This is a genomic window from Azonexus sp. R2A61 (assembly GCF_021401135.1).
Classification (GTDB): domain Bacteria; phylum Pseudomonadota; class Gammaproteobacteria; order Burkholderiales; family Rhodocyclaceae; genus Azonexus.
This window is the reverse complement of the sequence record NZ_JACBFO010000003.1, coordinates 692335-717484: the sequence shown is the minus strand read 5'-3', so window position 1 is coordinate 717484 and position 25150 is coordinate 692335. Positions and strand designations below refer to the sequence as shown.

Sequence of the window (25150 nt, the reverse complement as noted above, 5' to 3'; positions counted from 1 at the left end):
TCCCCATTCCAACAAAGGTGGCGCTGAGCCGCTCCTTGTCGTTAGATCTTCCTGTTTCGCCGCGCCACTTTAGGCATTGCGGGCTTTGAAGCAATACTTTCCTGAAGTTGTTTGGATGCAGAGTCAGGTGACACAAATAAGCCCCCTGGATTGGGATATTTTCAGGCCACAAACTAGCCCCTTCTACCCCAAACTAGCCCCCCGACAGATGTATGGCAGGTTCGCAAACTAGCTCCCCATTCCAACAAAGGTGGCGCTGAGCCGCTCCTTGTCGTTAGATCTTCCTGTTTCGCCGCGCCACTTTAGGCATTGCGGGCTTTGAAGCAATACTTTCCTGAAGTTGTTTGGATGCAGCCAGAGCGAGTTCTAATTCCCGTTGCAACAAAGCCAATTGTGTTTCCTGCTTGACCAGAGTCAGGCGGAGCGCAGCCAGCTCTTCTAGTTGCTTTTCATTTCCAGCTTTTAGCTCCTCCTGTCTGCCTTCGGTAACACCTAACTGCTGCCTTGTATTGGCTAACTCGGCCTTGCTGGCGGCCAGTTCAAACCGCAACTGTTCCTCGTTTTCAAGACTACTATTTCGGAGTTGTAGAAGCTCGCGATGTGCTTTTACTACCATCTGACGTTCGTGATCGATTTCGAGCAAGGCGCGCTTCTCGTTAGCGGCCAAACGATCCTCGGAACGCCGGAGCTCTTGGCGTGATTTCTCGAGTTCAGCGGAATAGTCTTTTCTGGCTTCAGCCAGTGCGGCCTCTAACGTAGTGTGTTGGCGCTTGGCTGACTCAATCTGTTGTTCTAGGGACTGAGTTCTGGCGTGTTCCCCCGCCAGATGACGCTCAAGATCCAATATCCGTTCATTGGCCGCTCTAAGGGCTTCTCGGGATTGATTCGACTCTGCTTCTGCGGCTACGCGAGCTTGGTCTGCAGTAGCAACAGCCTTTAGAGATTCAGAAACTTTTTCCTGCGCTTCCTGACGGAAGACGACGAGGCCATCCTGGGCACTCGTTTGTGCCTGCGACCACAGTGACGCCACCAGTTCACCCGCGGCAGTTTTTAGACCCTCCGGCAGATCCGGATGCTCAATCCGGACCCGACTCTTCTCACGCAAGTCAGACCAAAATTTGGCCAAGGCTTCTGCTGGCGCGGACATGCTCCCTTTTCGTACGTATTGGTAGAGCTTATTGGCCGTGGGTGTAATGCCGTAGCGAAAAAATAGAATGGTGCAGACCTCGCGATACAGATACTGTGTCTCGAGACCATAAACCTTGAGGGCTTCAATCTCCGCGATGATTTTGGCTTCTGTGCTCATGCTTTCGCTCCTGTAGCCACCAATCCGGCGGACTATATAGATTCATAAATAAATAATACAACGTATAACGTTGTATATATAACTTCCAGCCTAATTAATTTGACATTACGACTATACTGTCGAATTATGTCGGCGCTACAATTACGGCAAAGTAGCCAGACTTGCGAAGCCAAAAAAAATGAGCGATTTGATCCCCGTTACAGCCATTGCGCCACTCGAATTAGTCCGCTTGCCGGATCACCTCGATGGACGGACTGGTAGTAATCGTTCGTTGCTCGGTCATGCCCAGATCGCCGCGCAAACTGACATTGATGCCCTGAAAGCTTGGTTGGCCCGCTTTGTCGATACGCGCACGACGTTTGATAGCTATCGCAAGGAATCCGAGCGTCTGTTGTTATGGGCGACTCTGGAACTCGGAAAGCCTTTGTCTTCGCTGACCCACGAGGACCTGTTGGTATATCAGCGTTTTTTGGCCAATCCCCAACCGGCTGAACGCTGGGTGATGAAGGCAGGTCGAAAATGGTCGCGTTTTGATCCGGATTGGCGTCCTTTTGCAGGCCCCCTCGCCCCTACCAGTCAGCGGCAGGCGATCATCATCCTCAATACGATGTTTTCTTGGCTAGTCAACGCTGGTTATCTGGCCGGAAACCCGTTGTCGCTGTCACGCCAGCGGCAGCGTAAAGCCAAGCCGCGGATTACTCGATTCCTTGACGATGAGCTTTGGCTTGAGGTCAAAACGACGATTGAAACCATGCCGCGCGAAACTGATCGGGAGCGCGAACATTTTCATCGTGTCCGCTGGCTGTTTTCCTTGCTCTACATCTGTGGCCTACGTATCTCCGAGGTCATTGAAAACACAATGGGCGCTTTTTTTTGCCGACGTGATTCGGAAGGCGGAGACCGGTGGTGGCTGGAAATCACCGGCAAGGGTGACAAGACCCGCTTGGTTCCAGCAACGGCTGAACTCATTGTTGAGCTAACCCGCTATCGTCGTGAAAATGGGTTGTCGCCCTTACCTCTTTCCGGAGAGCCCACTCCCCTCCTCCTGCCCATTGGCGGAAAACAACGCTCACTAACGCGGAGCGCGGTGCATTTGATCGTCAAGGAGGTATTCAATCGAACAGCGTCCCGAATTCGCGATCGCGGAGTTGAGTTTGAACACCTCGCTCAAATGGTCGAGGATGCGTCGGCGCACTGGATGCGGCACACTGCAGGATCGAATATGGCCGATACGATGGATTTGCGGCATGTTCGCGATAACCTTGGCCATAGTTCTATTTCGACGACGAACACCTATCTGCATACCGAAGATGATAAACGGCACAAAGAGACTGAGGCTAAACACAGACTCGGCTGGTGATCATTTTGTTTTCCGCCGCTCCTGCCCAGGGTGCATACCAGCTTAACGACCAGTGTCGCACCATGTTGCCGAGATTAGTGCTCTATGCACTCTATAGTGTTGATATTCAATTACCGCTGGAGGATGCCTACCGGGCGAATGGACGATGTGCGCATACGAGTGTCGCAATAGGTTCACGAGGCTGAATAAAACCGATAGCATTATAAAAGTGGGCGCTACCTCGTAAGAGGTCTATGCGTGATAGACACATCAAACCTAGGGATAAAATGCGCATCGCATTCGTTCATTTGTCAGATATTCACTTTGGCCAAGAGCGTGACGGATTAGCCGTTGTGAACGACGACGTCAAGAACTGCTTAATTGATGATTGCAGAGTGACTTTGTCGACCATTAACGTTGAAAAAGTTGGCGGTGTCTTGGTCACTGGAGACATTGCATACAGCGGCAAGAAGGTCGAATATGACTTGGCGGGACAATGGCTCGACAGGCTTACGAAAGCAATTGACTGCGAACGCACCCACGTGCAAATCGTTCCCGGAAATCACGATATTGACAGGGATACGCTGAGTGAATCAACCAAGGATATGTTGGCTGCCATTGCGGCCCATGGCGAAGAAAAGCTAACCAAGTACCTTAAAGACGAGGGTGATCGCGATAGATTATTCGCGAGATTTAGTGATTATCGTCTTTTCGCGGAAGCCTACGACTGTTCGCTTGATAACGAAGGCGGACTTGCAGGGAGCAGAGTCGTTCAACTTGCCAACGGGCGAACGTTGCGATTTGTCGGGGTCAATTCGGCTCTGATCTGTGCCGCGAATGACACGGAAGGGCGGCTCTTACTTGGAAAGCGTCAGTGGGTTCTGCCCAGAACTGTCGGCGAAGAACTCGTCGTGTTGACTCACCACCCGATGAACTGGTTTCAAGACTCAGAGGATGCAGTTAACTACGTTATGAGTCGCGCCCGGGTTTATTTATCGGGCCACGAACATCATCCCGCTGTGCATATTGAACCCGTTGAAGGTGGCGGGGATTTAATGCGCCTTGCTGCAGGCGCAACAGTACCTCCGAAAATCGAAAATGGAGTCAACTATTGTTACAACATCTTGATTTTTTCTTGGGTTGAAGAAGAAGAGGCTTTGTCAGTACAAGTGCTTCCTCGAGCATGGAACAAAAAAATTACCGCATTCGATGACGCATCAGACCTGCTTAAAGGACAAGGCCCACACTTCAAGCTTGCATGTCCAAACTTTCGAGATGCAAAAGGATTTCTGCCCGGGCCCCCGACAATAACGGCACCTTCGCATCAGCGAGCGAATCCGAGCACCAATAGTATTGGGGCAAACATGGGCGATCAATTCGCAGATATATTGCTTCGCTATTTTCGTGATCTAAATGAAAAAGAGCGTTTAGCTATTTTAATCAAGTTGTCTTTGCTGCCCGCCGAGTGGAAAGGCCCACTTTCCCACGTTCTAGAACGGCGCTGCTTGGACCGCGCAAGAGCCACCAATCTCTTGACTGAGTTAGAGGCTGCAATCACTGGATATGGCAAGTAATTTCCGAGGACGAGATATGAACGATGTTGCAAGTTTAGTTCGAATTTTTAACCCGTCGCCTGATGATGACTATGTTGACAAACGCACGAAGGCAATCGCTGATCTCGCAGAAAAATTCCGAGCATCGAGAGTTCCAAAAAAGTTTTGGGAGTATGCCGACGGTATTGCTACAGCCTTGTCGACTGGCACGATGCCGGATGCTCTCGCTGAAATGGTTGAGTCTTCCATAAAAGAATTTAGTAGCTCATTCACTCGCAACGACAATGAGCTCCAAATGCTGGTCTGTGCCTTGGCGGCAGCCTATAACGTCCTGTCTGAGTGCAAACCGAGTAGCAACGGATACACGTCCGCCGAGATCTTCACAGTCACTTTGCTTTCGGCGCTGAGCGGCCCTATGACAGTGCTAGCTCCCAAGCTAGAGGAGTGCAAAAACGCGCTCATTGAGGCCGCCGATGCGGCAGTTGCAGCGGCAGCAGATAAACAGCGCGAGAGAAAGGCCGTTCCCGATTTCGACGTCGCGCTTGAAGAAGGAGAAGCTACCTCTGAACTCGCAAAAAAGATCAACGCTGCGCTGAATAAGGTACTTCAACCACTACGATCAAATGCCATTTTGGACCGAGAAGAACTTAATCTGCTTTGGTGGGCAATTGGCGACTGGAGCACTATAGGCAACAGTAGAATTTCCTCCATGTCGACTGCACAGGCACTGCTTCTTTCTTCGTTTGAAACGGCGAACCGCCTCCGCCGCATTCCCGCTACAGCTCACGTATATGTTGCGCTTGCAAAAATACGCGCCAACGAAGAAGTAGGATTTAGCGAATTGCGAAATGCAGCATTCGAATATCGGACGCAACTGGAAGAGCACGACAAAAAATTTGTCGAAGCGCTCAAGTATCCACGTGCCTTTCCTTTGCTTTGCGGACTTTTTGACAATGTTGATACCCCCTTTAGCGAGCAGCAACTTCCAGCAATTGAATGGGCAAAGCGTTTAATGGTTGAGATCGGAACGGTTCGCCTGACAAACAGCCACAGTGTGTAGTATGAATAAGTCTTGCAGCAATCCAGATTGCACTGTTGCCCAGACAGGCAAATGCTTACTAAACCATTCACTTGACGCTTGCCCTAGCCTCGTCGAAACGGTGTCTGCAAGTACGCCACCAGCGTTTGGGTTACCCCCTGTGCTCGCCGCGCCCGACTCAAATGTCCGACTACCTCCTAGCTTAGCACTTGATCGCGATTTAGCTGAGCGGCTTGCCTCAAAACGCCCTTGCACACAGGTTGGAATTCTCGGACTTCCTGCCTCAGGGAAAACTGCCGCTCTTGTTAGCTTGTATTTGCTCGTTGCAAAAGGACTGTTAGAGGGATTCGATTTTCGTAATAGTCTGAGCCTGATGGCCCTTGAAAAGTTAAGCCGCGGCGCCCGCAGATGGGACACTACATCGTTACCTGACCAACTGACTGCCCACACCGAAATAGCCGACAACCGTACGGCCGGATATCTTCACCTTAGACTTCATTCAACTCGCCATGGCTTTGATCTCGACCTCTTGTTGCCCGATCTTCCTGGCGAATGGACAAAGTCGCTGATTGATACAAACCGGACCGATCGACTAGCGTTTCTAAAATCCTGCTCAGCGATCTGGCTGTTTGTAGACGGGAGGAAACTACATGACAATGCAACAAAGCAGCACGCCCTCCATCGGTGTGAGATGGTTCTAAGACGCCTAAAGGCGTACCTTGGGCAGATCGTCCCCACCATTACGGTGGTTGCGACTCACAAAGACTATGGGCAACTCACGAGTAGCATTTTTGACCCTTTGTTGGGTCTTGCTGGAGAGCTAGGGATCGATGTACGGATTCATCAAATCGCTTCCTTCGCGCAGGAGCATTCCACTACCGTCGCCGGCGAGGGGATAGCGGAACTGATAGATGGTTTATGTCTATCAGTCGGAGACCAGCGGTGGTTTGAGGCGGAACGTTCTGGTTGTTCTAGATCGATTGGCGACTATAGGGGGGGCGAGGTATGAGCGCTCACACAGTTATCCTAGTAGGCGGCCCCAACTCAGGTAAAAGTAACTTTCTTGCAAGGCTATGGGGCGCGCTCGTAAAACACGAAGGAGCTCTTCGTGCTCCACTTCCCCCAGACAAGATTGAGTATGTCGAAAAGTTACTTCACCACCTACTAATCGGCCAATTCGCGCCACGTTCGGAAACCACGCTTGAAGAAAGCGAGCATGACTTGGCTATAGGAATCACACACATTGATCGAAACGATATATCAGCTGATCTTGTGGTGCCGGATGTCAGAGGAGAATTGTGGAAAAAGGTCGTAAGTTCGAGTGAAATTCCACCAAAATGGCTTGAAATTATCAAAGGTACGGAATCAGCATTGCTATTTGTACGTGCTCTGTGCGAAGAAAATTGTGATCCGCTTGATTGGGTAACTGCTAAAGAGCTACTTGCGAGTGGCCTCGGTGAAAATGAGGCTGTAGATGCTATACCAACACAGGTATCACTCTGTGAGCTTTTGCGCATGCTTGAGAACACTCTTTCAAAAGCAAATGGCAAGCCTAAGGTCGCGATTATTGTGACAGCGTGGGATGCTCTTCCTCCGGACATACGCACCCAATCTCCATTAACCTATATACAAGAACAATTCCCTCTGTTTGCTGGTCGCCTTCGAGATTCGAGCGATGTGCATATTCGGACCTTTGGACTTAGCATTCTCGGTGGCGATGTCGGAAATGCACAATTTCGCGAACAATATTTAAACGGTGGTGGCTTAAAAGGGGCTGGTTACGTGGTTTTTGAAGAAAATGGCCAGATAATTCAGGATAAGGATGTAACGCATCCCATTCAGTGGCTAATAACGTGACGATGCAACAATCTGTGGTTCATCAACAAGTGCACGCCTACCGAGGTGGGCATGAGTTGATTTCCTCCAGTATCAAACTAGAGGAGAGAGACCAGGATCTAATTGATCGCCTGTCGGATTTGGCCGGCCCGATTGGTCCGGGAGACCAGTTCGACGCCTATCTGACACTCTACCCTCTACCAAGTGCTAACTACTACGTGTTCGCGCGTACGTGGCAAGATTTTTCCGCCGCCCGCGCGGGTTGCGTTGTTACCCGTAGTCTCATAGTTCCAATTGCGTTCTGGGAATCCTCTACGGGCATTCTTGCTGCACTGTATTCAGAGTTAAAGGAGTTCAAACGGGCGGATGCTGGTGTAAGCGATATCGTCGTTGCATCAAACCCATGCGCTCCTTTTAAGCCAATTCGTGATGGCATGACTGCTGAGTTGCTAGAAGCCCTATTTTTGGAATCTAGGCAGCCTATTGTCATTGTTGACACACCAAACGCAGACCTAGTCACACTGCGCCTAATGGAGGCATTCTGGCCATCACTGAGACGTTCTTTTTCTGCATGCACACATGCATACTCGCCCAGAGGAATTGAAGGCCGACCATTCGATTTATTGTTTGCACCGAGCGGTGCATGGTCTAACTATGGCCACTGGCAAGGCAGGCAGATTGATGGAAGATCGTTGTCTAAACCACGTCACAGATGGACCGAGTTTCTGTCGCAGCGTATTTTCGAGAATCCAATTCCAATGCCCCTTCTTGGAGCCTTTGGTAGCCTCAATCTGTCTTCCGACGATATAGACGAATCAACACTACGTCTCTACTTGATGTGGAATGAACTGGAACAGCGGGCAGAATCATCACCGCAAGCAGTACTCGGGCTATTGGACATCGCGAGTACCAGGAAAGACCCAAAACTGATAGAGAGTTTGTTCCCTTTGGTGGATAGATCACTCGAGTTGGCTGCCGGCAGTTTTGCCCCCCCCGATCTGTTGGCCTATCTGCAAACTCTCCTCGGCAAGTTTCCAAGCTCGCTTCCTCCAAAGACTATTCTGCGCAAGATCCGCAAGCACACCCTTGAAGCATCGCTCCTAGAACCGCGTGCAGCACTCGATACCTTGGCACGCGCCCCGGAAAATCCAATTCCAGTCGTGATGGTCGCGGGTATAGGTGATGGTTTGGCGGCATCCTCTTCTCTGACAAATTTGATAGCCCCTGTCCTCGGACTTGGAAGAGATGCCGTGCAGCTTCTGCTTGGTTTTAGCAAGAAATTTGCCGGTCGCTTCATTCAAATGGTCGAAGAAGCGGAAGACTTGAAAACGTATCAGCATCTGGCTGCGATTCTTGAAACAAGAGATCAGGTGCGCCGATCACGATTGCGACGAAATATCCTGCCGCATCTTCGCTCACCTGGCTGGGAAGAATCGCTTAAAGTATTACTGATTTCATCAACCCCGGCGTCAATATCGAGTGCTGTTAAGGCACTGTGGGGGGCAAATAAACTTGAGATCGAAAAATTCGGTCTCGCACTTAGAGATGCAGCCGATGATCCTAAGAAACTTGGGGCGCTGCGCTCGGCGTTAGTTTGTCTCCCCTCCTCTTCCGCGATCGATTGCGTGGTCATATCCACGGTCGGCATGAATGAGCAAGATGTGAATTGGCTGTTCACATCAGCCTCAGAACGGTCTCGAAAGAGCAGATGGTCGGAAATGCTTGTAGATCGAGCGACTGAATGGGAAATTCGAGCCTTGCCAGAGCGATCTATTGAGATCCTAATCAGTTTGCTGGAAACTGGGCTGCCAAAAACAGCAAGGCATATGGCCGAATTGCTAGTGCAGTCGCAATCTGTGCTCAATCGGTCAATTCACATCGTGGGTTCGCTAATTCCGTGTGTTGACGCACATGTCGCGGATCGCCTCGTATCAATGGGAATTGAAGGTATTTTGACCGGTCGCGCGAACTGTGAGCTCAACGAATCGGCGACCTTCTTTAACAGCCATGCCAATAAAGTACCACCGCGCGACTTGGTCTTGATGCTTGTCGGAGGACGATCTGACGTAGAGCGTGTTTCAAACAATTTAATGCTGCTAGAAGGTGCTCCAGATTCTATAAAGTCGAATATCGCGCCTAGCGTCGATGACTTATCTGATTCGCTTAGCAAAAGACATGGCCTCGTTCCTAGTAAGGACGCGATTGACAGTTGGGCGGACTTTATCCAATTCTCTGGAAATATTGCAGAATCAGCTCAGTTTCGCGCAGCATCAACGGCTCTTGAATATGCATTTCAACGAAAACATTTAGACGTAAGTTCACTTGTAGTAACTTGCTTTCCAATTGTGTATGAGAATCTACGGCAAGGGCGGTCGACGCCATCCTTCCTTTCTCACTTCATTTTTGTCGATTGGGATCGTTGTAGGACGGCGAGAAATGAACTCGTGGATGCGTTTCTTGGCTCAGTTTGGCCACCTTCAAACTTGATCGTCACGGCGATTTATGTAGATGAACTACAAGAGGTCATCAATATATTAATGCGAAAAAAGAGTGGTCGGGAATATCTAGAACGGATGGCCTCCGACCTCGTTGATCTTCCTGAAACATTGCGTTCCAAATTTTTGTCGTTACTCGAACGCAAGGGGTAGGCCATTGCCCTGCCTCGTTTGACATTATCGCCCTAGCGCTCAATCTTCGACGGAGCAATACACCGAGCCGTGTTCAGGGCACCAGCTAAATCTAAGTAAAGTGAGGCGAATGAGCGCCGCCCTATAGCCTCTGGTAACGTCCAATCCCATTTTTCACGTAAGGTGTTTTTGGCCTCGTTTAATAGAAACACAGGATCTATATTTTCGAGTTCTGCTATCTCACCCAAAGCCTCAAGAACGTGCTCCTTTGTGCTTCCAGTGATATTCACCACCAGCCCTTCGTTGCTGGCTTGCAAACCATATCGAGCTAGCAACAAAGCCAGGGCGTCATTGACCCAGTCGCCACGCCAAGTGATCAAGCAGATTTCGTTACCTCGCTCTAAGACCTGATTGGCATCCAAGGCTACGCGCTGATAATAGTTCCGCCCTTCCTCCAATAGCGCCTGAGCTCTTTCATCGAGGAATGCCACCCTATCGCTACTCGCCAGGACTACCCGCATTTCCTGCCGGACTCGGTCATGCACCATTGCTCCGCTGCCATCGAAGGCCGGTGGCGCCCCGCCTTTGTCCGGAGCAACCACAATGAGCTTCTTGTCGCCGTCCACCTCTAAGACCCTCCAACGACGGCCCGCAAAGATGATCCGCTGCTCCGGCACGAGAGGCCGGGTCACGGGCAGAGAGCCCAGCGCCTTGCCGTCGCAGACCAAGCGGAACTCTTCATCGCTGGAGAATGCTGCAAAGAATTCATAGTGATTGACAAGCTTCTCACCGAGCTCTCCATGCAGGAGAAGGCCAGAACTCTCCTGGATCAGAAGATGTAGTTCCCCCATCCGCTTCAACAACAGCAGAAAATCTTCCCGCGACAGTCCCTCAAATGTCCCCCCTTCAGCAGCCAACGTCCCCCATAGTTCGCGGACATGCGAACCGCCACGCTCAGCGATGATCGAGAGTATTTGCTGGACCAGGGTTGAGGCATGTATGCCACCGACCCGAGGAGGTTCAAACCACCCGCAGATCAATAAGCGGATCATGGCCACCGACTGCACCAGTCCTTCCCGCAGGTTGTCCGAAATGCTGGATTTCGGTTCAAGGGTGGGTTCAATGCAGTAGCTACGGAGAATCGCAGGCTCTCCTTTTCGGCGTCCCGATCGACCGAGCCGTTGTCGAAGGCTCGCGACGGATGGTGGCGGCCCGACCTGACAGATGCTCTTGACTGAGCCGATATCGATCCCTAGTTCCAAGGTCGTCGTGCAGATGGCAGTCGCCGCGCGAGCTCCATCCTTCAAAGCCCGCTCCGCTTCTTCCCGATAGTCCTTAGCCAAGCTGCCATGGTGCGCCCAGAACTCATTGGGGAGGCACTCTCGTTCGCAGTGACGGCGCAGCAAATCGGCGTAAATCTCAACTGAGCGCCGGCTGTTGGGAAACACAAGGTTGTTTGAGCCGCGCAGGGCCTGGTAGAGGTGAGCTGCTACCGCCACCACGCTGCCAGGTACCACATCTTCCAACTCCGGATTCTCTAGCTCTGGTTCGCTTTCGATCCGCGGCGGCGTTTCCGTATAGCCTTTCAACAGGATCTTCAGCTCCTGACCACCACTTTGGGCCACGATCAAGTGCACCTTGTCTCCGGCCGACGGGCGAAGAAAGCGCGCTGCCAACCTCATGTCACCCAATGTGGCCGACAAGCCTACGCGAGGTACCGACCGGCCCGCCACCCGCTCGATGCGATGCAGCAATGACTGCAGCTGCTTGCCACGCTCCGATCCGATAAAGGCGTGCAACTCATCGACCACGATGTATCGAACCCCGGCCATCAGCCCAGGCATGGACGAACCGCGCATGACGAACAGGGCCTCAAGCGATTCCGGGGTAATCAGCAGGATACCCTGGGGATTCTTGAGAAATTGATGCTTACGGTTGGCGGCTACATCACCGTGCCAACCAACGACCGGCACCTCCAAAGACTCACACAGATCGTTCAGCCGTCCCCACTGGTCGTTGATCAGCGCCTTTAGTGGGCTGATATAGAGGACCGAGCCAATGTCCGGCTCGTGACGCAGCAAGTGCGTCAGGATCGGAAAGAAGGCCGCCTCGGTTTTCCCTGCCGCCGTGGCGGCCGCCACGATGACGTCCCGGTCGGCATCGATGAGTGCAGGAATCGACAGCTCCTGTGCGTCCCGCAGCGTGGTCCAGCCTTCGCTCCAGATCCAGCGCTGGATGCGCTCGTCGAGCCGTGCGAATCCTTGTGAGTCAGAGCTGGAAGCTGGCGAACTCGTCGTCATTCTCGACTGCCACATCGGCTGCACCGCCACTGTCGGCGACCACCTCGGTGACCCCGATGAGTTCCTTCCAATCGGAGCCGGGGTTCTGCTCAAGCACGGCTAACAGGTTAATGAAGGCCGTAATCGTGGTCCGCGGCGTCCTGAAATAGGCATCGCCCAACCGCTTGGCGCAATGCTCCATGAAGGCGGGAATGGCGGGATCCGGGAGGAGATATTGAGCGGCTTCACCCGACGCATAGACATGCCTCAGCTTCTGCAGCAGGACGAAGAAATCCTCCGGGGTGAGACTGGCCAAGCGCATCACCGGCCCGGAGTAGTCGACCATGCCTGCCTTGGCGAAGGTGTTCTCCGCCAAGCGGGACTGCAGTGCGGCATAGCTGTAGAGCCCGCGCCGCGTGTCCATGAGGAACTCGGGGGTTCCGCCCAGCACGAATCCCAAGCCCTCGGCCGAGCCCTGTAGGGAATCGTTCAGGATGCGCAGGATCTGCTCGTAGTTGGAGTTTCGGGCCTGCGTGTTGGAGAGCTTGTAGAGATTGACCAACTCATCAAGGCAGACCATCAGGCCACTGTAGCCTGCCAGGCGGACAAACCGCGCCAGCAGCTTCAGCTGGTCGTAGAAAGAAGCGTCGTCGATGATGGTCCGCACGCCCAAGGCCGCCCGGGCATCGGTCTTGGTGGTGAACTCACCGCGCAGCCAGCGAATGGCATCGGCTTTGAGCTGCTCGTTACCCTCTTCGAAGCCTCGGCAGTAGGCGGCAATGACTTCGGCAAAGTCGTAGCCATTGACCATTTCTGTCAGGTGGTCGAGTCGTTGCCGGATCGCTTCCTCGGTGGTGATGCCGCTCGCCTTGGCCTCCGATTTCGCCTGCGCCACGAACTTTTCGACGATGCCGGCCAGCGCACCGCCCTCGGGTTTGGTGCGGCTGGCGAGGTTCTTGGCGAGCTCGGCGTAGAGCGAGCGCGCCTGGCCACCGGTCGCGTGCAGGCGCCGGTCTGGATTGAGATCCGCGTGCATGGTGACCAGCTTCTTCTCTAGCGCAATGGCGCGAACGAGGTTCAGGAAGAAAGTCTTGCCGGAGCCATACTCGCCGATGACGACCCGAAAGCCAGAGCCGCTGTCGGCGATGCGCTCGACGTCCTTCATCAGCGCTTCCAACTCCTTGACGCGGCCGACCTGGATCAGGTGCTGGCCCGTGCGCGGCACGACGCCGGCTCGCAGGGATTGGATAACGGCATCACGGTCTTTGGCGCGGATAGTGCTCATAGGGGAAGTTTCTCCAGAAGCTCTTGGTTGATTTCGATGGGGTCGTCGCCTTCGGCAAGCGGCGCGTCGAACGAATCCAGAATGGCCTCGTTGATGTGTTCCAGCGCACCGTCCAGCATCAATTCCATGTCAGCCGCCATGTCGGCCAACTCGTCCCGCGGCCAAGCGTGCCGACCAATCAATTGACGCAGGAAGGCGGAATGATCGTGATCCAGGCCCAATATCCCGGCCGTCACCTCCGGTACCTCTTCGGCCAACGTAGCCTCGTCGATGGCCGCTTCGGCGGGTGCTTCCTCCGCAAAGACATTCGCCAGCAGCGCGGACACCGCCTCGGTTTCCTTCTGTAGCTGGGCAATGCGCTCGACGTCGAGAGTAAAACCAGAGGGCTCGGCCGGTGCGACAGAGGCGCCAATGGCTGGAGCAGCCACGGACGCCCCGGTCGCAGCTTGGACATGCAGGTCTGAATAAACCTGTTGGGCTTCGATCCCCAGCATTTTGTAGACCCGCTCGAGGAACTTCACCTCCTCGGGAGTGACCTTGCCGTCGGCCTGGGTGAGATGCGCCAAGAAGCGGACGATCGAGCGCTTGGCATCCGCCGGCAAAGGCTCCAGTTTTTTCTTGAGAGACGCCAGGGTGGCCGGCTGGTCGACTCCGAGCCGCAGATGGGCCTTGAGGCGCTTCCGGTGGGCTTCGCTCAAATGTGTCCAGGAATCCACCTGTTTCGTAATGTGCAGCAGTTCATGGGCCGACGCCTCGCCATCAGCCAGCGCCGCAACGCAGGCAAGGTCGAGCGTCAACGCAGCCGCTGAATAGGCCGGCCCCGCACGTATTGCCCCATCCTCCGGATGGGTGGCAAACAGGGCAATTTTATCCTCCGCCTTCGGCGTCTTGGCGCCCGCCAAGACGTCGGGTTCCAGGCCGAGGTGGAGGCTTTCCAGGGCCCGGGCGAGGCCCAGCACCTTGTCGCGCGTCAAGCCACCCGCGCTTTTCAGGCGTCCGGACAGTTCGCCGAAGCTTACGAGAATCATGCCATCTCCAACGCGTTTTTTGAGGTCATCGAGCTCCGCCCGTACGGGCGCCGGCCAGAGCTCGGCCGGTAGTTGCAGGAGTCCCTCCAGCGCTTGCGCCTTGTCGGGATGGCGGCCGATATACCGGCTGTAGGGATCGAGCGCGCTCGTGCATTCGTTGACCAACTCCTGCAATTTGGCGACCGGCGTCTTCACCGCCGACACGTCGGGCAGATCCCCGATCGTGCGGGTGAAATCGAAGGAGCGGAGTCCTGCCGAGGCTGGTGTGTAGCCGACCTTGAGCTTGGTACGATTGACCTTGAGGATGAAGCCCTCGCCATGGACCTCGGCATACTTCTGCTTGAACAAGCTGGCGAACAGATCCGCGCAGCGGGTTACAGCCGTACGACGCGAGATGTTCGGATCGGCCAGTGCCCATGCCAGAGCCCAATCAGCAGGTACCGGCTTCTGGTCCACCGCCAGCTGTCCGAGGCCGACGCGTAGCGATAAGGGGAGGACAAAGGAGTATTCCGTGATGACCGGCGGTGGCCGGAGATAGGACTTCTCGCTGACTCCGTCCAAAGCGATATAGCTTAGGAATTCGCTCGCGTAGTTCCGGAATGAGTAATTGCTGCCGTAGAGATCCAGCAACCGCTGCACCTCGGTCGCAACGACTGGAATGTCCGCCTTAGCGACAGGTTCCGTCGGCGCCTCCAGGAGAACTCGGCGTTCCAATCCGTAGAAGAATAGAAAGACGTAGCCGATGTTGGCCTGCGGCGCCTTGCGGTCGCTGGAATGCCACTGCAGATAGCCCTTTCGGGCATCCGACGAAATGCTCGAGTAGCTTGGCCAGTAATCGGTCAGCGCCAGGCTGATATCGACATCAGCGGTGGAAACCTTGAGGTTCGGGTTGATTAGGGCAGGATCGACATCGTAGTATCCCGACTTCAGGCCGGTGCCGACATAGATCATTCCCCCCGGAACAGTGACTCCGGCGACGGTGACGGCTTCCCCGGCGGGGATCCAGCGCGCTTTTGCCTGAGCGCCGGCCAGCGGCGTCGGGATTCGGTATTCATCGCTGCCAGGCGTTCTTGTAACGCTAACAGTGACAAATACCTCGGATTGCTTGGCGCTATTGGTGGAAGCCCCGGCTTGAGGTACAACAGATCGTGCAGGCGTGGTTGTCCTGGCTTGAACCGGCGCTGGCTTAGGCAGAGCGGCGGTGTCCTTGGTTTTCGTGAATTTCAGGACGATCCAGACGACAATCGCCAAGACGATGAGGCCAATCCAGATCTCTTTGGGGACTGAGGCCAGGAGCCCGATGATGAGGGCCGCACCAACAATCAATCCACGCCCTGCTGAATTCTTCTTCGCCACGATGCGCTTGTGCTCCCCTCTGATTCGTCATTACCACACAGGCATGATCGTAAGTCGCTTGGCATGGCTAGGCAACGACATATTTTCCATGGCTGTGGATTTTGACCATAGCAAGGGTGAGGCGCTTTAGTTGGCGTCCTCCTGCAAAGCCGAAGGCTAGAATTGAGTCGCCTTGAACTATTTGGGCAACCAGCCCAAATTGCCAAAGAGGATCAGTTCTCCAAGGCTAAACGCGCAAGCTTCTCAAGGACACTCATCTTTGAATTGTCTCCCCCAACAAGCACACCATTGGTCATGGTGTGCAAGTACAACTGCACGAGAGGCAGACTCAGCAGACCGTCCTTGCTGACAGTACCGTCGGCGGCATAGTGCATTACGTCTCGCATGCCGGAAAGCGCGTCTCCGGAGCCATTCATACCGCCTTCCGGCGGTACAAATAGCCGTACCCACGAACCACAGTCCTGCACAGGCATCTTCAGCCCAATGCGCTCGCCGTGCTTCGAGTGCTCCGGTTTGAACATCGAGATGTAATACGGTAATAAGTTGAAGTCGCGGCTCTTGGAAAGAAGCCGGCCCTCGCCGCCCTCCTCTTTCTGTGCAGCTTGGAGGTTGTCCTGTGCAGCGATGGCTGCTTCGATGCCTGAATACGCGTCATTGAGGATAATTTTGGGGACGAACGTGCCGGCCCAGACGGTCAACCTGTCGCCCTTCTTGGCATCAATGACCCAGAACTGCCCGTCCCGAATCCAACTTTTGCCGTTCTCTTGCAGGAAGGGAAACTCTGCGACGAACTCCAGCAAAGCGCTGGGCTTCCCCCACGGGGTGCGGCGAGTCTGTATTACGGATAGCGTACCACCCTCGACCATTACGTCGACAGCCGCTACCATCTGTTCAGGTGCCTGGCGGCCTGGCTGCTTGATGCGCCTAGTTGCGATAAGTGTCAGTTGCCGAGGGACAAGGTCAGGCATCGCTGGGGCCATAATTGGCTTTTTGCCCAGCAGTACCTCTTTGAGCGAGAGTTCCACGAAGCATCGCTTGAGAGCTTCCTGTAGTTGCCGGGCGTCAGAGTCCTTCGCCTTGCCCGGTCGGAGCGCTGCAAGGGCTCTGGGGCCGTAGTTGAGGCCCTGTGTGGCTACTTGGAAAATCGCTTTGGCGAGCAGGTTGTGAAACTTCGCTTCCGTGTATGGGTCCGCCCTACCCTCACCCTTGGCCAGTGCAGTGTATGCAACCTCAGGCCGTACCGGCTGCTTGTCGCTGCCCGGGACACCCTTAGCCAGGCGGATGCTCCCAGACTCCTCATCGCCTTCACCGTTCAGGAAAAGGTAATTCACGTCACCATCGAGTTGAACGGGTACGTTATCCGCAACCCGCAGATCTGGGGCCAGAAAATGCGTCTTCTTGTTGCCCGCAACGTGATAGCCAGGCAAGTACTCTGGGAACCTCGCCAATGGAGCGATGGCATCGTGTTCCATTGCTTCCGCCGTGGTATTCACCACGACCAAGGGACGCTGCAGGTTCGCCAGCGGCTCGAGGGGAATGTACGCGTTGTCTACGTAGTGAGTCGCAACGAAGGTTTGGCATGCGAAATCAATACCTGCCCTGACGAACAAGCGAGCTGCGAATTCTGTGAGCACGTTGAGGTAGTACAGCCGGGTGCGCCTGATTTTCTCGCGGTCGAGGCTCAGGCCCTCCATCGGGTTCTTACGTGCGTCAACCTCGAAAAAATCGTCCGGGACAATGCGGGTCACCCCTATAAGGTAGCCTTCGCCTGCCGAGGCGAGACGCGTTGCCGCGGCAGTCTCGGAGTCCGCTGAAGCCTTGCGAGCAAACCGTTTTGACTTGACGTCACATAGCACGAGGCCGTGCTTCATGTTAACCTCGAACTCGGCTTCCGCTAACTGGAGGTACTTCTTCGATGCTTGGCTGACGCTACCCAGGTACACACTTGGCCCAAAGCCGCCTCGAATGAACGTGTCCTCCTCGAAGGCCGCGGATTCGATCAACTCCTTCATCAGCATGAGCTCAATGAACTTGGCCGGCTGCGCGGCCACCGCGGCCAGCATCGACGGAACATCAAGCTTCGGGCGTGGGCCGAGGTACCAAGCATCTTTGCCGGCCATCGTAAACGACAATTTCGAAGCAGCCTCTCCGTCTAGGTCAAGCGCCTTGGCGATTTCGGCTCGCACAAGCTTGGCTCTTTCCCGGAAAATCCCCGCGCCGCGAGAAGCCCCTTCTTCCCCCTTGGGCATCGCCACAGGGATGGGCACAAGCAGACTACCCTGGCCAGCCTGCCACTGAGCCAGATGCTGCGCTGCCTCTGCCACCGAGCAATTGAATCTGAGCGCGTTCAGCCGCGCATGCGCTGTGACCTGGGGGTCAAGTGTTTGGATTGACATTATTTTCCAAGAATGGCGTCGCGTAGGTTCGCATTGGGCATCCACCCGGCTTCACCGGTGTTCTGTACGTACATGGCCATGAAGCGAATGGTGCCCTGCGGCGGGCGGGTCACTGCAAATTTGTGGGCGCCCTGCAAGTTTACGTATAGCGTGTGCACGGTGGCCTCTGGTAGCAGGTCACGAAGCTTGGCGTGCTTCTTCTCTGCAGTCTCCTGCAACTGCAGTTTCTTGAGGCTGTCGGTGTTCCGGGTCCAATTCTTCAAGTCCACTGCCACCCACACATCCGGAGCCGGCCGCAGGTAGTAGTCAAAGAGCTGGTAGAGCTCGGCGTAAAGCGGATGCTGTTCAAGCTGAACATATTCAACCGGGCCACTACCCAACTGCAGGTCCTTCGCCCAAACGTTGAACTGCTCGCCAACGTACTGCTCGAACTCAAGCTCCGCGATGTAGCCTTTCATGATTTCAGTCACGAACCAAGGCTGCGGCAGCAAACGCTTGGTCTTGTCCGCCAGACGGATACCGCGCCACTCCTTCAGCAGGCGGTGTGTGCTTTCCGAGAGGCGCGACACCAGACTATCGGGCGCCACCATGCCCGCCCAATCGAACGCTTCCGTTCCGTCCTCGGCATCCGTAATGACCAGATCAGACATGCCAGCCATGGCGAACAGCCTGGTGTAGACGTCGGCACCAACTGGTACTTCCACAAAGCAGCCGTTTAAGTAAGCCTCAGAGACTCCGCTGGCCCACAGCTCCTCCTGGTATTTGACCGGATCTGTAAACATAGTGGAGCGGAACAGCAGCTCCCACGTCGTACGGGCTGCGGGGTCAGACCGGAAGCGAGCTGGCATCGAACTGGTGAACTCCCTAAAGGCCACCGCCTTCTGCAGGCTCTCAATGTGATGGCGCTCCCGTTCGGCCGCTGACGCAAAAATACCTGTCTTGCGATGATGCAAGGCCAGCCTTTCTAGGACTGCACGCTGCGCCGGAGAAGCCCGTTTGCGCAGTTCGGGTGCGTGCCGCAGGCCGAGATGAACCATTCGAGCGGCCTCCGAGCTGACATACAGGTATTGGCACCGCATCTTCTCATTGGGCCGGCGTTCGCCGCGGCCGAGGGCTTGGAACACCGTCCGAGTGATGTCGATGACGTGTTCTTTACGCAGACGTTTCCAGCGATTGCGCGAATACTCGAACAGCAGATCGCCCTTGGACATGGCCGCCCACTCTGGAACGTCATCTCGCAGTACCTGCGCGAAGCTCTGGAACATCTCCATCGAGAAGCCGCTTGAGCCAGGTCGAGTATGCCGCGTGTAGTAAGGGTCATTGAGCAGGCAGAACAGTTCGAAATCGCGCTCAGTTCCGTGCTGCTTGGTCAGGAAGTTGATACCGCGAGAGGCCGACGCATATGCCGTCCAAAGCAGTACCTTCTTGCGGCTGATATCCAGCGCATCCTCCAATTCCTTATTGAACTGCCCCTTGTCGTCGTCCTCTTCAGTTGCGCCTGTTTTGGTGCGGTCCTTTTTTCGGAAGCGTTCCGCCGAGTACAGAACAATATGAACTTCTTCGGCCTCCCCAAATTCGTGATAAGTCGGTACAGCCCGCGGCTTCACTACGAAATAGTCGCCCGTAGTGTCTTTCTGCGTGACTAGCCCCAGCGAAGAGTTGGCCAAGCGAATCAGGCATTTCTTCACATGTTGGGTGGTCTGGCACAGAACGAGGCCCGAGCGAATGCTAGTTGCCATAAGTTTGTCCAGGCTGGCGACCAAGCCCTGCAGTTCGTGCCGTTTGTGTCTATTCAACGGCCCGTAGCCGGATTCGCCCTTCTTTGGGCGAGCATCATCAAACAGTTGGTACAATCCTTTGAATGCCGTCGAAGTCTCGAACGTGGGTGCTGGGTCTTCGTCGTCGAGGATTACGACCTTCCGCTCCCTCTTCTTCAGGAACTCCAGTGCCTGGGCGCCAACCACCTCCAGTTCGTCGTCTCCCATCTCTGAGAAATGGCCACCGCGCTCTTCCAAATAGCGGCGTAGGTGTTTCGTGTTGAAGGCACCCGACGAGGCGGAATCCAAACCGCCAGTGGCGCTCATCAGGTATACGCCGTTCGTTCGTCCGAGGGCTCGAACAATGTCCTCCTCGGGTGTGGCACGTAGGGAGGTAATGGTCAGGGTGAGGCAGATGTCCGCCTCCTTGTTGTACTCCTCGGCCTGGTTGCGGCTCTCCTCCAGCGTCACAACGGACTTGGTGTGTTCGAACAAAAATGAGTCCGTGAGCAATTCCTTATCGCTCACCTCGGTCTCCAGCCCCTCGGAAGCGGTCTTGCCGTCGAATAGCCGGCGCACATCTGAGCGGAACTTGTCCAGGCTAGGGTAGCGCTCTTGGTCCACCTTGGACATCTCGATGGCATCCTCTCCACTGGTCACCGCCAAAACGCGCGCCATAAAGATCACCAAGCGAAGGTAGTCGTACAGGCTATACGCCCCTTCGGGGATGTTGCCATCGTGGTACAGCAAGCGGATGGTCTGATGCGCCGTGTCTTTCATGAGTTGTACCTGGCGCAGGAATTCGGTATCCATCACGCTGGCTGACTCGGTGAAAAAGGTTTGTCCGGGCTGGTCCAAGACCTCGCCGTACGTCGAACGACTCATGGTGAAGAATTTCTTATTCACTACGAGGTCGTGCAAATTCACGAAAACATCGTAATCGGTACCCTGACCGGGCTGCCTAATATCCTGCACGTACGAGCGAATCCGCTGGAGGACCCGAGCTTTTTGACGAAACCGCTTAAAGTCCGCATGGGCATCATTACGCTCATGAAGCTGCGTGAGAACCTGCAACAACTCCTCGTCGGTAAAATGATTCGCGGCGATCGGGGACAGTTCAAATAGCTTGGTACGCAAAAGCTCCACCCTGCGCTGCGGCAGGATGAACGATGCCTTTGTGCGTTCGGCTTCCAGCTTGAACTCATCCTCAAGGCCTTTGCTGATACGAGCGAAGTCCTCCAGGTGGTTGTATACCTTGTACGCCAGCTCTCGCCGTGGGCCAGACCGCTCAAGGCGCTCGAAAGCCATCGGCCACTTCAGGTCGAAGTATTGGAAAAACTCCGTAATGACTAGATTCAGGTCATTCCGGCCTCCGGAGTTCACCACCGACTTGCGCTGTTCGAACAAATACCAGTAGGAGTCTTCCTCCTCATCGACGAACGTAACAACGCGAGCGGAATCTGGACACCGGGACACCAGCAGACCAAGGGCACTCCCGTCTCGATTGAGCTCCTCCAGGAACAGCGGCAGGTTTTCCCAGTCGTGCTGTTTGAAGCCACCCTTCCCATCAGCCGCAAAGACCTTGTGTGCCACCTGCGCCTTGGAAGCCGTGCTGACAACGATGCCTGGCGCATCAAGAAAGGCCTGGAGCGGGTGAAGGCGTCTCACGAGTTCCGCAACCTCTCGAGCCTGCATGTGCCGATCTTCGTCACGATCGGCGGACCGGCTTTCTACATCCAACTGAATCAGCTTCCAGACGAACCTGTCGGCGAGACTGCGGGCTTGTCTTGCCGACTTCAAATACGCCGCTCTTGTATCCTCGTAAGTATCGTCCGCAGTGGACATTCCGAGAAAATTGGACTGCTCGCACGAAGCCGCTTTGGCGCGCAGTTCCTGAATGCGGCTGCGGATGCTTTTCTCGGTGTCCGCGTGCTTGGGCGAGCGCTCCATCTTCGCGACAACTTTGGGGTGGCGGTCGAACCAGCGCACCAGCGCAAGACAAGCGCTGAAGAAGGTACGGTCGTTGACGTGGTAATCAATCGAGTACAGCCGATAGACTGGGATGTCCGCACCATACTCGAACACCGCCCGTTCAAGATCGTCGGCGTAGTTCCTGGCCTGCTCATGCTGACGTATTTCGCTATTGAACTGAGAAACCAGCGATTGCAGTGGCGCAATGAAGACGGGGATGACGTCACACTTGAGGAATAGCTCGATGCTGAAGGCTGCAGCGTTGTAAGTCTTTCCGATGCCCGTGTACCAGTTCAAGAGTTTGATGAACGGCCGGTCATTCGAGCGTAAATAGGGTTCCTTGAAGCCCTTGAGAAAAATCGCTGCTGCGGTCCGAGATGGCTTTTGGGTCATTCGCCCGCTTGCTCGAATACATCGAACAAATCCCAAGAGGTGTCTAGCTGATCCAGCAAGCGGGGCGACGACATCCTCATTGCAGCACTCCCCGGCGCTCAAAACTCAGAAAGACAGAATGTCCCCGCGCTAAAAACCAATAGATGGCTTTTGCGAGGTCTCGAAGCATGCCTTTATCGACGAGGAAATCAACCATGGCATAAGCATACATCGCCTACATATGTTCGTCGACGACAGCACAGAGTTCCGTTACGCCTTTGTTTAAAATTTCCCCTCCATCAGCGACCATCGAGGTTCCTACCCTATCTCGTTTGACATTACCCCCAGTAGGTCAGGAGTTCGGCCATAGCTGCCATTGGCGCACTCAATAAACAATGGCTGTTCTAGATCGCATACCGGCTGTTTGCAACCGGAAATGCGTCGAGCAAGGGCGATGTACTGACTCAGTCAATGGTCATCTGCCCCTTCAAATCATCACTCAACTTTCATTAGGCATGACCGTGCGTATCGGGCGAGTCCCGATCTTCGCTCCGGTGACTTCATCGACCGCCACTGCCTTGATCTCAGTTCCATTTTCGGCGTCAAAAAAACGAACCAGATTGCCGCCGCCTCGGTATTGACGCCCCCAGGCACCGATCATGAACAGCACCGGCAGAAAATCGCGACCGGCTGCAGTCAGCAGATATTCCTCGCGTGGTGGATGTTCCGAGTAGCGCTGTTTCTCCAGTAAGCCCTCCTCGGTCAAGGTCGCCAGCCGGCGGGTCAGCATCGTTGGCGCGATACCTAGGCTTTTCCGGAATTGGTCGAAGCGCGTCAGGCCGGCATGGGCGTCGCGCAGGATCAGCAGGCTCCACGCATCCCCCGCAAAAGTCAGGCTGCGGGCGATCGGGCATACGTCTTTGGAAATATTTTCGTCGTTCATACTGTTTTAGTAGTGACTTACTTTCAAATTAATAGTATCGTCCGTTTCAATTTGATAGTAACACTTTAACCCCCGCCGATCCAGCGATCTGGCGCGTGGATTGATGAACGATTTCTCCGCCGACTTAGAGGAGCGAAAAATGAGTAGTGTGAAATGGAAAGACGTACCGACCCGCAGCATTGACGTGGATGGCGTGCCTTTCGTCTACCGGGAACTAGGCAAGAGTTCCGGCGTGCCGGTGGTTTTTCTGCACCACCTGATGGCCGTCCTCGATGACTGGGACCCGCGGGTCATCGACGGCATCGCAGCGCAGCGTCGGGTCATCGCTTTCGACAACCGCGGCGTTGGCGGCTCGGGCGGCCTGGTACCCAATACCGTCGAAGAGATGGGGCGGGACGCTATCGCCTTCATTCGAGCCTTGGGGTACCAGCAGGTCGATCTGCTCGGATTCTCGCTGGGCGGCGGTGTAGCGCAAATGGTTGCCCTGCAGGCCCCCGGGCTCGTGCGCAGGATGATCCTCGCCGGAACAGGCCCGAAAGGTGGCGGCGGGATCGAGGAGATCAACAAGGTTGCTGCCCTGGCTTACCTCAAGTCCGCGCTGACCTGGAGCGACGCCAGGAACTTCCTGTTCTTCCCCCGCACGCCGGAAGGCAAGCTCGCCGCGAAAGCTTACTTCGCCGCGCTTAAGGAGCGGACCCATGAACGCGACCAGCCCATTTCCCTGCAGGCCCGGCGCGCCCAGCTGGCGGCCATCAAAACCGCCGGCCTTAGCGAACCCGACGATCTCTCGCGTATCAACCACCCGGTTCTCGTCGCCAATGGCGACCACGACCTCATGGTTGCCAGCCGCCTCTCGGCCGACATGGCGCGCCGCCTGCCCAACGCCCGCCTGACTATCTATCCGGATTCCGGACACGGCGGCGTCTTTCAGCATCACCAGGCCTTTGTTTCCGAGGTTCTGGATTTCCTCGCCAACTGATCGGACAAGAACGAAAGCCCAAGATGAAAACCCAAATCATGAAAGCCCTCACCTTCAAACGCTACGGCAAGTCGCCCGACATCGGCTTTGCCAATATTCCCCGGCCGACGCCGAAGGCCAACGAACTGCTGGTCCAGGTGTATGCAGCCGGCGTGAATCCGGTCGACAACATGATCCCGACCGGGATGTTCAAGCCTGTCTTGCATTTCCAGTTGCCGGCGACGCTCGGCAGCGATCTGGCCGGTATCGTGGTTGAAGTCGGCAGCGGCGTAACGCGCTTCAAGCCGGGCGACGCCATCTACGCCAACATTTTCGATCTCGGCATCGGTGCCATCGCCGAATTCGCCGTCGTGCCGGAGCACGCTGCCGCGTTGAAGCCGGCCAATCTGGATTTCGTTCAGGCCGCCTCGATTCCCATGGTCGGCCTGACCTCCTGGCAGGCGCTGAAGGAACGTCTCGACCTGCGGTTCGGCCAGAAACTGTTCATTCCGGCCGGCGCCGGCGGCATCGGCAGCTTTGCGATCCAGTTGGCCAAGCAGCTGGGCGCCAAGGTTGGCACCACCACCAGCACCGGCAATGTCGCAATGGTCCGCGCGCTGGGTGCGGACGAAGTGGTCGATTACAAGCGGCAGGAATTCGCGCAAGTGCTGCGCGGCTACGATGCGGCGCTGGGCACCCTCAGGGGGAAAGAGATTGAAAAATCCATCGGCATCCTCAAGCCGGGTGGCCGGATCGTCTCGCTCGTCGGGCCGCTCGACGCCGCGTTCGCGCGGGCGCGAGGCCTGAACTTCGTCATCAAGTTCGTCTTCGGCTTGATGAGCCGCAAGATCATGCGCCTGGCGAAGAAGCAGGACGTCGCCTACTCCTTCCTCTTCGTGCGCCCCGATGGCGCCCAACTTGCCGAGATCAGCAAGCTGCTCGAAACGGAGCGCATCCGCCCCATGATCGACAAGGTGTTTCCTTTCGAGCAGGCCAAGGATGCCCTCGACTACCTGGCCCAGGGCCGCGCCAAGGGCAAGGTCGTCGTCAGGATGAATCAACCGCCCCTCGATGTTTGACCCCCAACCACCCCAAGCAAGGAAAA

Annotated in this window: 15 protein-coding genes; 8 read left to right on the top strand and 7 right to left on the bottom strand. The window is 55.3% G+C overall.

Features of this window, described 5'->3' with window-relative positions; all coding sequences use genetic code 11:
- Positions 1-274 precede the first annotated feature (274 nt).
- Positions 275-1306 (bottom strand): DNA-binding protein, encoded by a 1032-nt coding sequence (locus L0962_RS13265; protein ID WP_234086915.1) that lies wholly within the window; start codon positions 1304-1306, stop codon positions 275-277.
- Positions 1307-1484: 178 nt separating this feature from the next.
- Between L0962_RS13265 and L0962_RS13260 the strand changes: the two genes are divergently transcribed.
- The 6 genes from L0962_RS13260 to L0962_RS13240 all read left to right on the top strand — a co-directional run bounded on the left by L0962_RS13260 (position 1485) and on the right by L0962_RS13240 (position 9721).
- Positions 1485-2666 carry a tyrosine-type recombinase/integrase gene (locus tag L0962_RS13260; protein ID WP_234086914.1) on the top strand — a complete coding sequence of 394 codons (1182 nt, stop codon included), beginning with the start codon at positions 1485-1487 and terminating at the stop codon, positions 2664-2666.
- Positions 2667-2932: 266 nt separating this feature from the next.
- Complete coding sequence (locus L0962_RS13255) at positions 2933-4219, top strand: metallophosphoesterase (protein ID WP_234086913.1); 1287 nt, start codon at positions 2933-2935, stop codon at positions 4217-4219.
- 16 nt (positions 4220-4235) lie between these two features.
- Positions 4236-5258: a GTPase-associated system all-helical protein GASH gene (locus tag L0962_RS13250; RefSeq protein WP_234086912.1), complete on the top strand. Its 1023-nt coding sequence runs from the start codon at positions 4236-4238 to the stop codon at positions 5256-5258.
- A gap of 1 nt (position 5259) precedes the next feature.
- On the top strand, positions 5260-6246 hold the full coding sequence (locus tag L0962_RS18335; RefSeq protein WP_367398030.1) for a hypothetical protein: 987 nt from the start codon (positions 5260-5262) through the stop codon (positions 6244-6246).
- Entirely contained in the window at positions 6243-7094 is an 852-nt protein-coding gene (locus L0962_RS13245) for a hypothetical protein (protein ID WP_234086911.1), read from the top strand. Before L0962_RS18335 ends, L0962_RS13245 begins: the two co-directional genes overlap by 4 nt.
- A 2-nt stretch (positions 7095-7096) precedes the next feature.
- Positions 7097-9721: a hypothetical protein gene (locus tag L0962_RS13240; RefSeq protein ID WP_234086937.1), complete on the top strand. Its 2625-nt coding sequence runs from the start codon at positions 7097-7099 to the stop codon at positions 9719-9721.
- A gap of 32 nt (positions 9722-9753) precedes the next feature.
- Here the strand turns inward: L0962_RS13240 and L0962_RS13235 are convergent, their stop codons facing one another.
- The 6 genes from L0962_RS13235 to L0962_RS13210 all read right to left on the bottom strand — a co-directional run bounded on the left by L0962_RS13235 (position 9754) and on the right by L0962_RS13210 (position 23087).
- Positions 9754-12000: a DEAD/DEAH box helicase gene (locus tag L0962_RS13235; RefSeq protein ID WP_234086910.1), complete on the bottom strand. Its 2247-nt coding sequence runs from the start codon at positions 11998-12000 to the stop codon at positions 9754-9756.
- Positions 11969-13264 (bottom strand): ATP-binding protein, encoded by a 1296-nt coding sequence (locus tag L0962_RS13230; protein ID WP_234086909.1) that lies wholly within the window; start codon positions 13262-13264, stop codon positions 11969-11971. The genes L0962_RS13235 and L0962_RS13230 overlap by 32 nt, the downstream gene beginning before the upstream one ends.
- Positions 13261-15648, bottom strand: a complete 2388-nt coding sequence (locus L0962_RS13225; RefSeq protein ID WP_234086908.1) for a TerB N-terminal domain-containing protein — start codon at positions 15646-15648, stop codon at positions 13261-13263. Before L0962_RS13225 ends, L0962_RS13230 begins: the two co-directional genes overlap by 4 nt.
- Positions 15649-15860: 212 nt before the next feature.
- Positions 15861-18044, bottom strand: coding sequence for a hypothetical protein (locus tag L0962_RS13220; RefSeq protein WP_234086907.1), 2184 nt, complete (start codon positions 18042-18044; stop codon positions 15861-15863).
- Positions 18044-22165 carry a hypothetical protein gene (locus L0962_RS13215; RefSeq protein ID WP_234086906.1) on the bottom strand — a complete coding sequence of 1374 codons (4122 nt, stop codon included), beginning with the start codon at positions 22163-22165 and terminating at the stop codon, positions 18044-18046. The genes L0962_RS13220 and L0962_RS13215 overlap by 1 nt, the downstream gene beginning before the upstream one ends.
- Before the next feature lie 478 nt (positions 22166-22643).
- Entirely contained in the window at positions 22644-23087 is a 444-nt protein-coding gene (locus tag L0962_RS13210; RefSeq protein ID WP_234086905.1) for a helix-turn-helix domain-containing protein, read from the bottom strand.
- A 103-nt stretch (positions 23088-23190) separates the two neighbouring features.
- Here L0962_RS13210 and L0962_RS13205 point away from each other — a divergent pair, with 103 nt between their 5' ends.
- Entirely contained in the window at positions 23191-24066 is an 876-nt protein-coding gene (locus L0962_RS13205) for an alpha/beta fold hydrolase (protein WP_234086904.1), read from the top strand.
- 23 nt (positions 24067-24089) lie between these two features.
- Positions 24090-25124: an NADP-dependent oxidoreductase gene (locus L0962_RS13200; RefSeq protein ID WP_234086903.1), complete on the top strand. Its 1035-nt coding sequence runs from the start codon at positions 24090-24092 to the stop codon at positions 25122-25124.
- Positions 25125-25150: the final 26 nt, after the last annotated feature.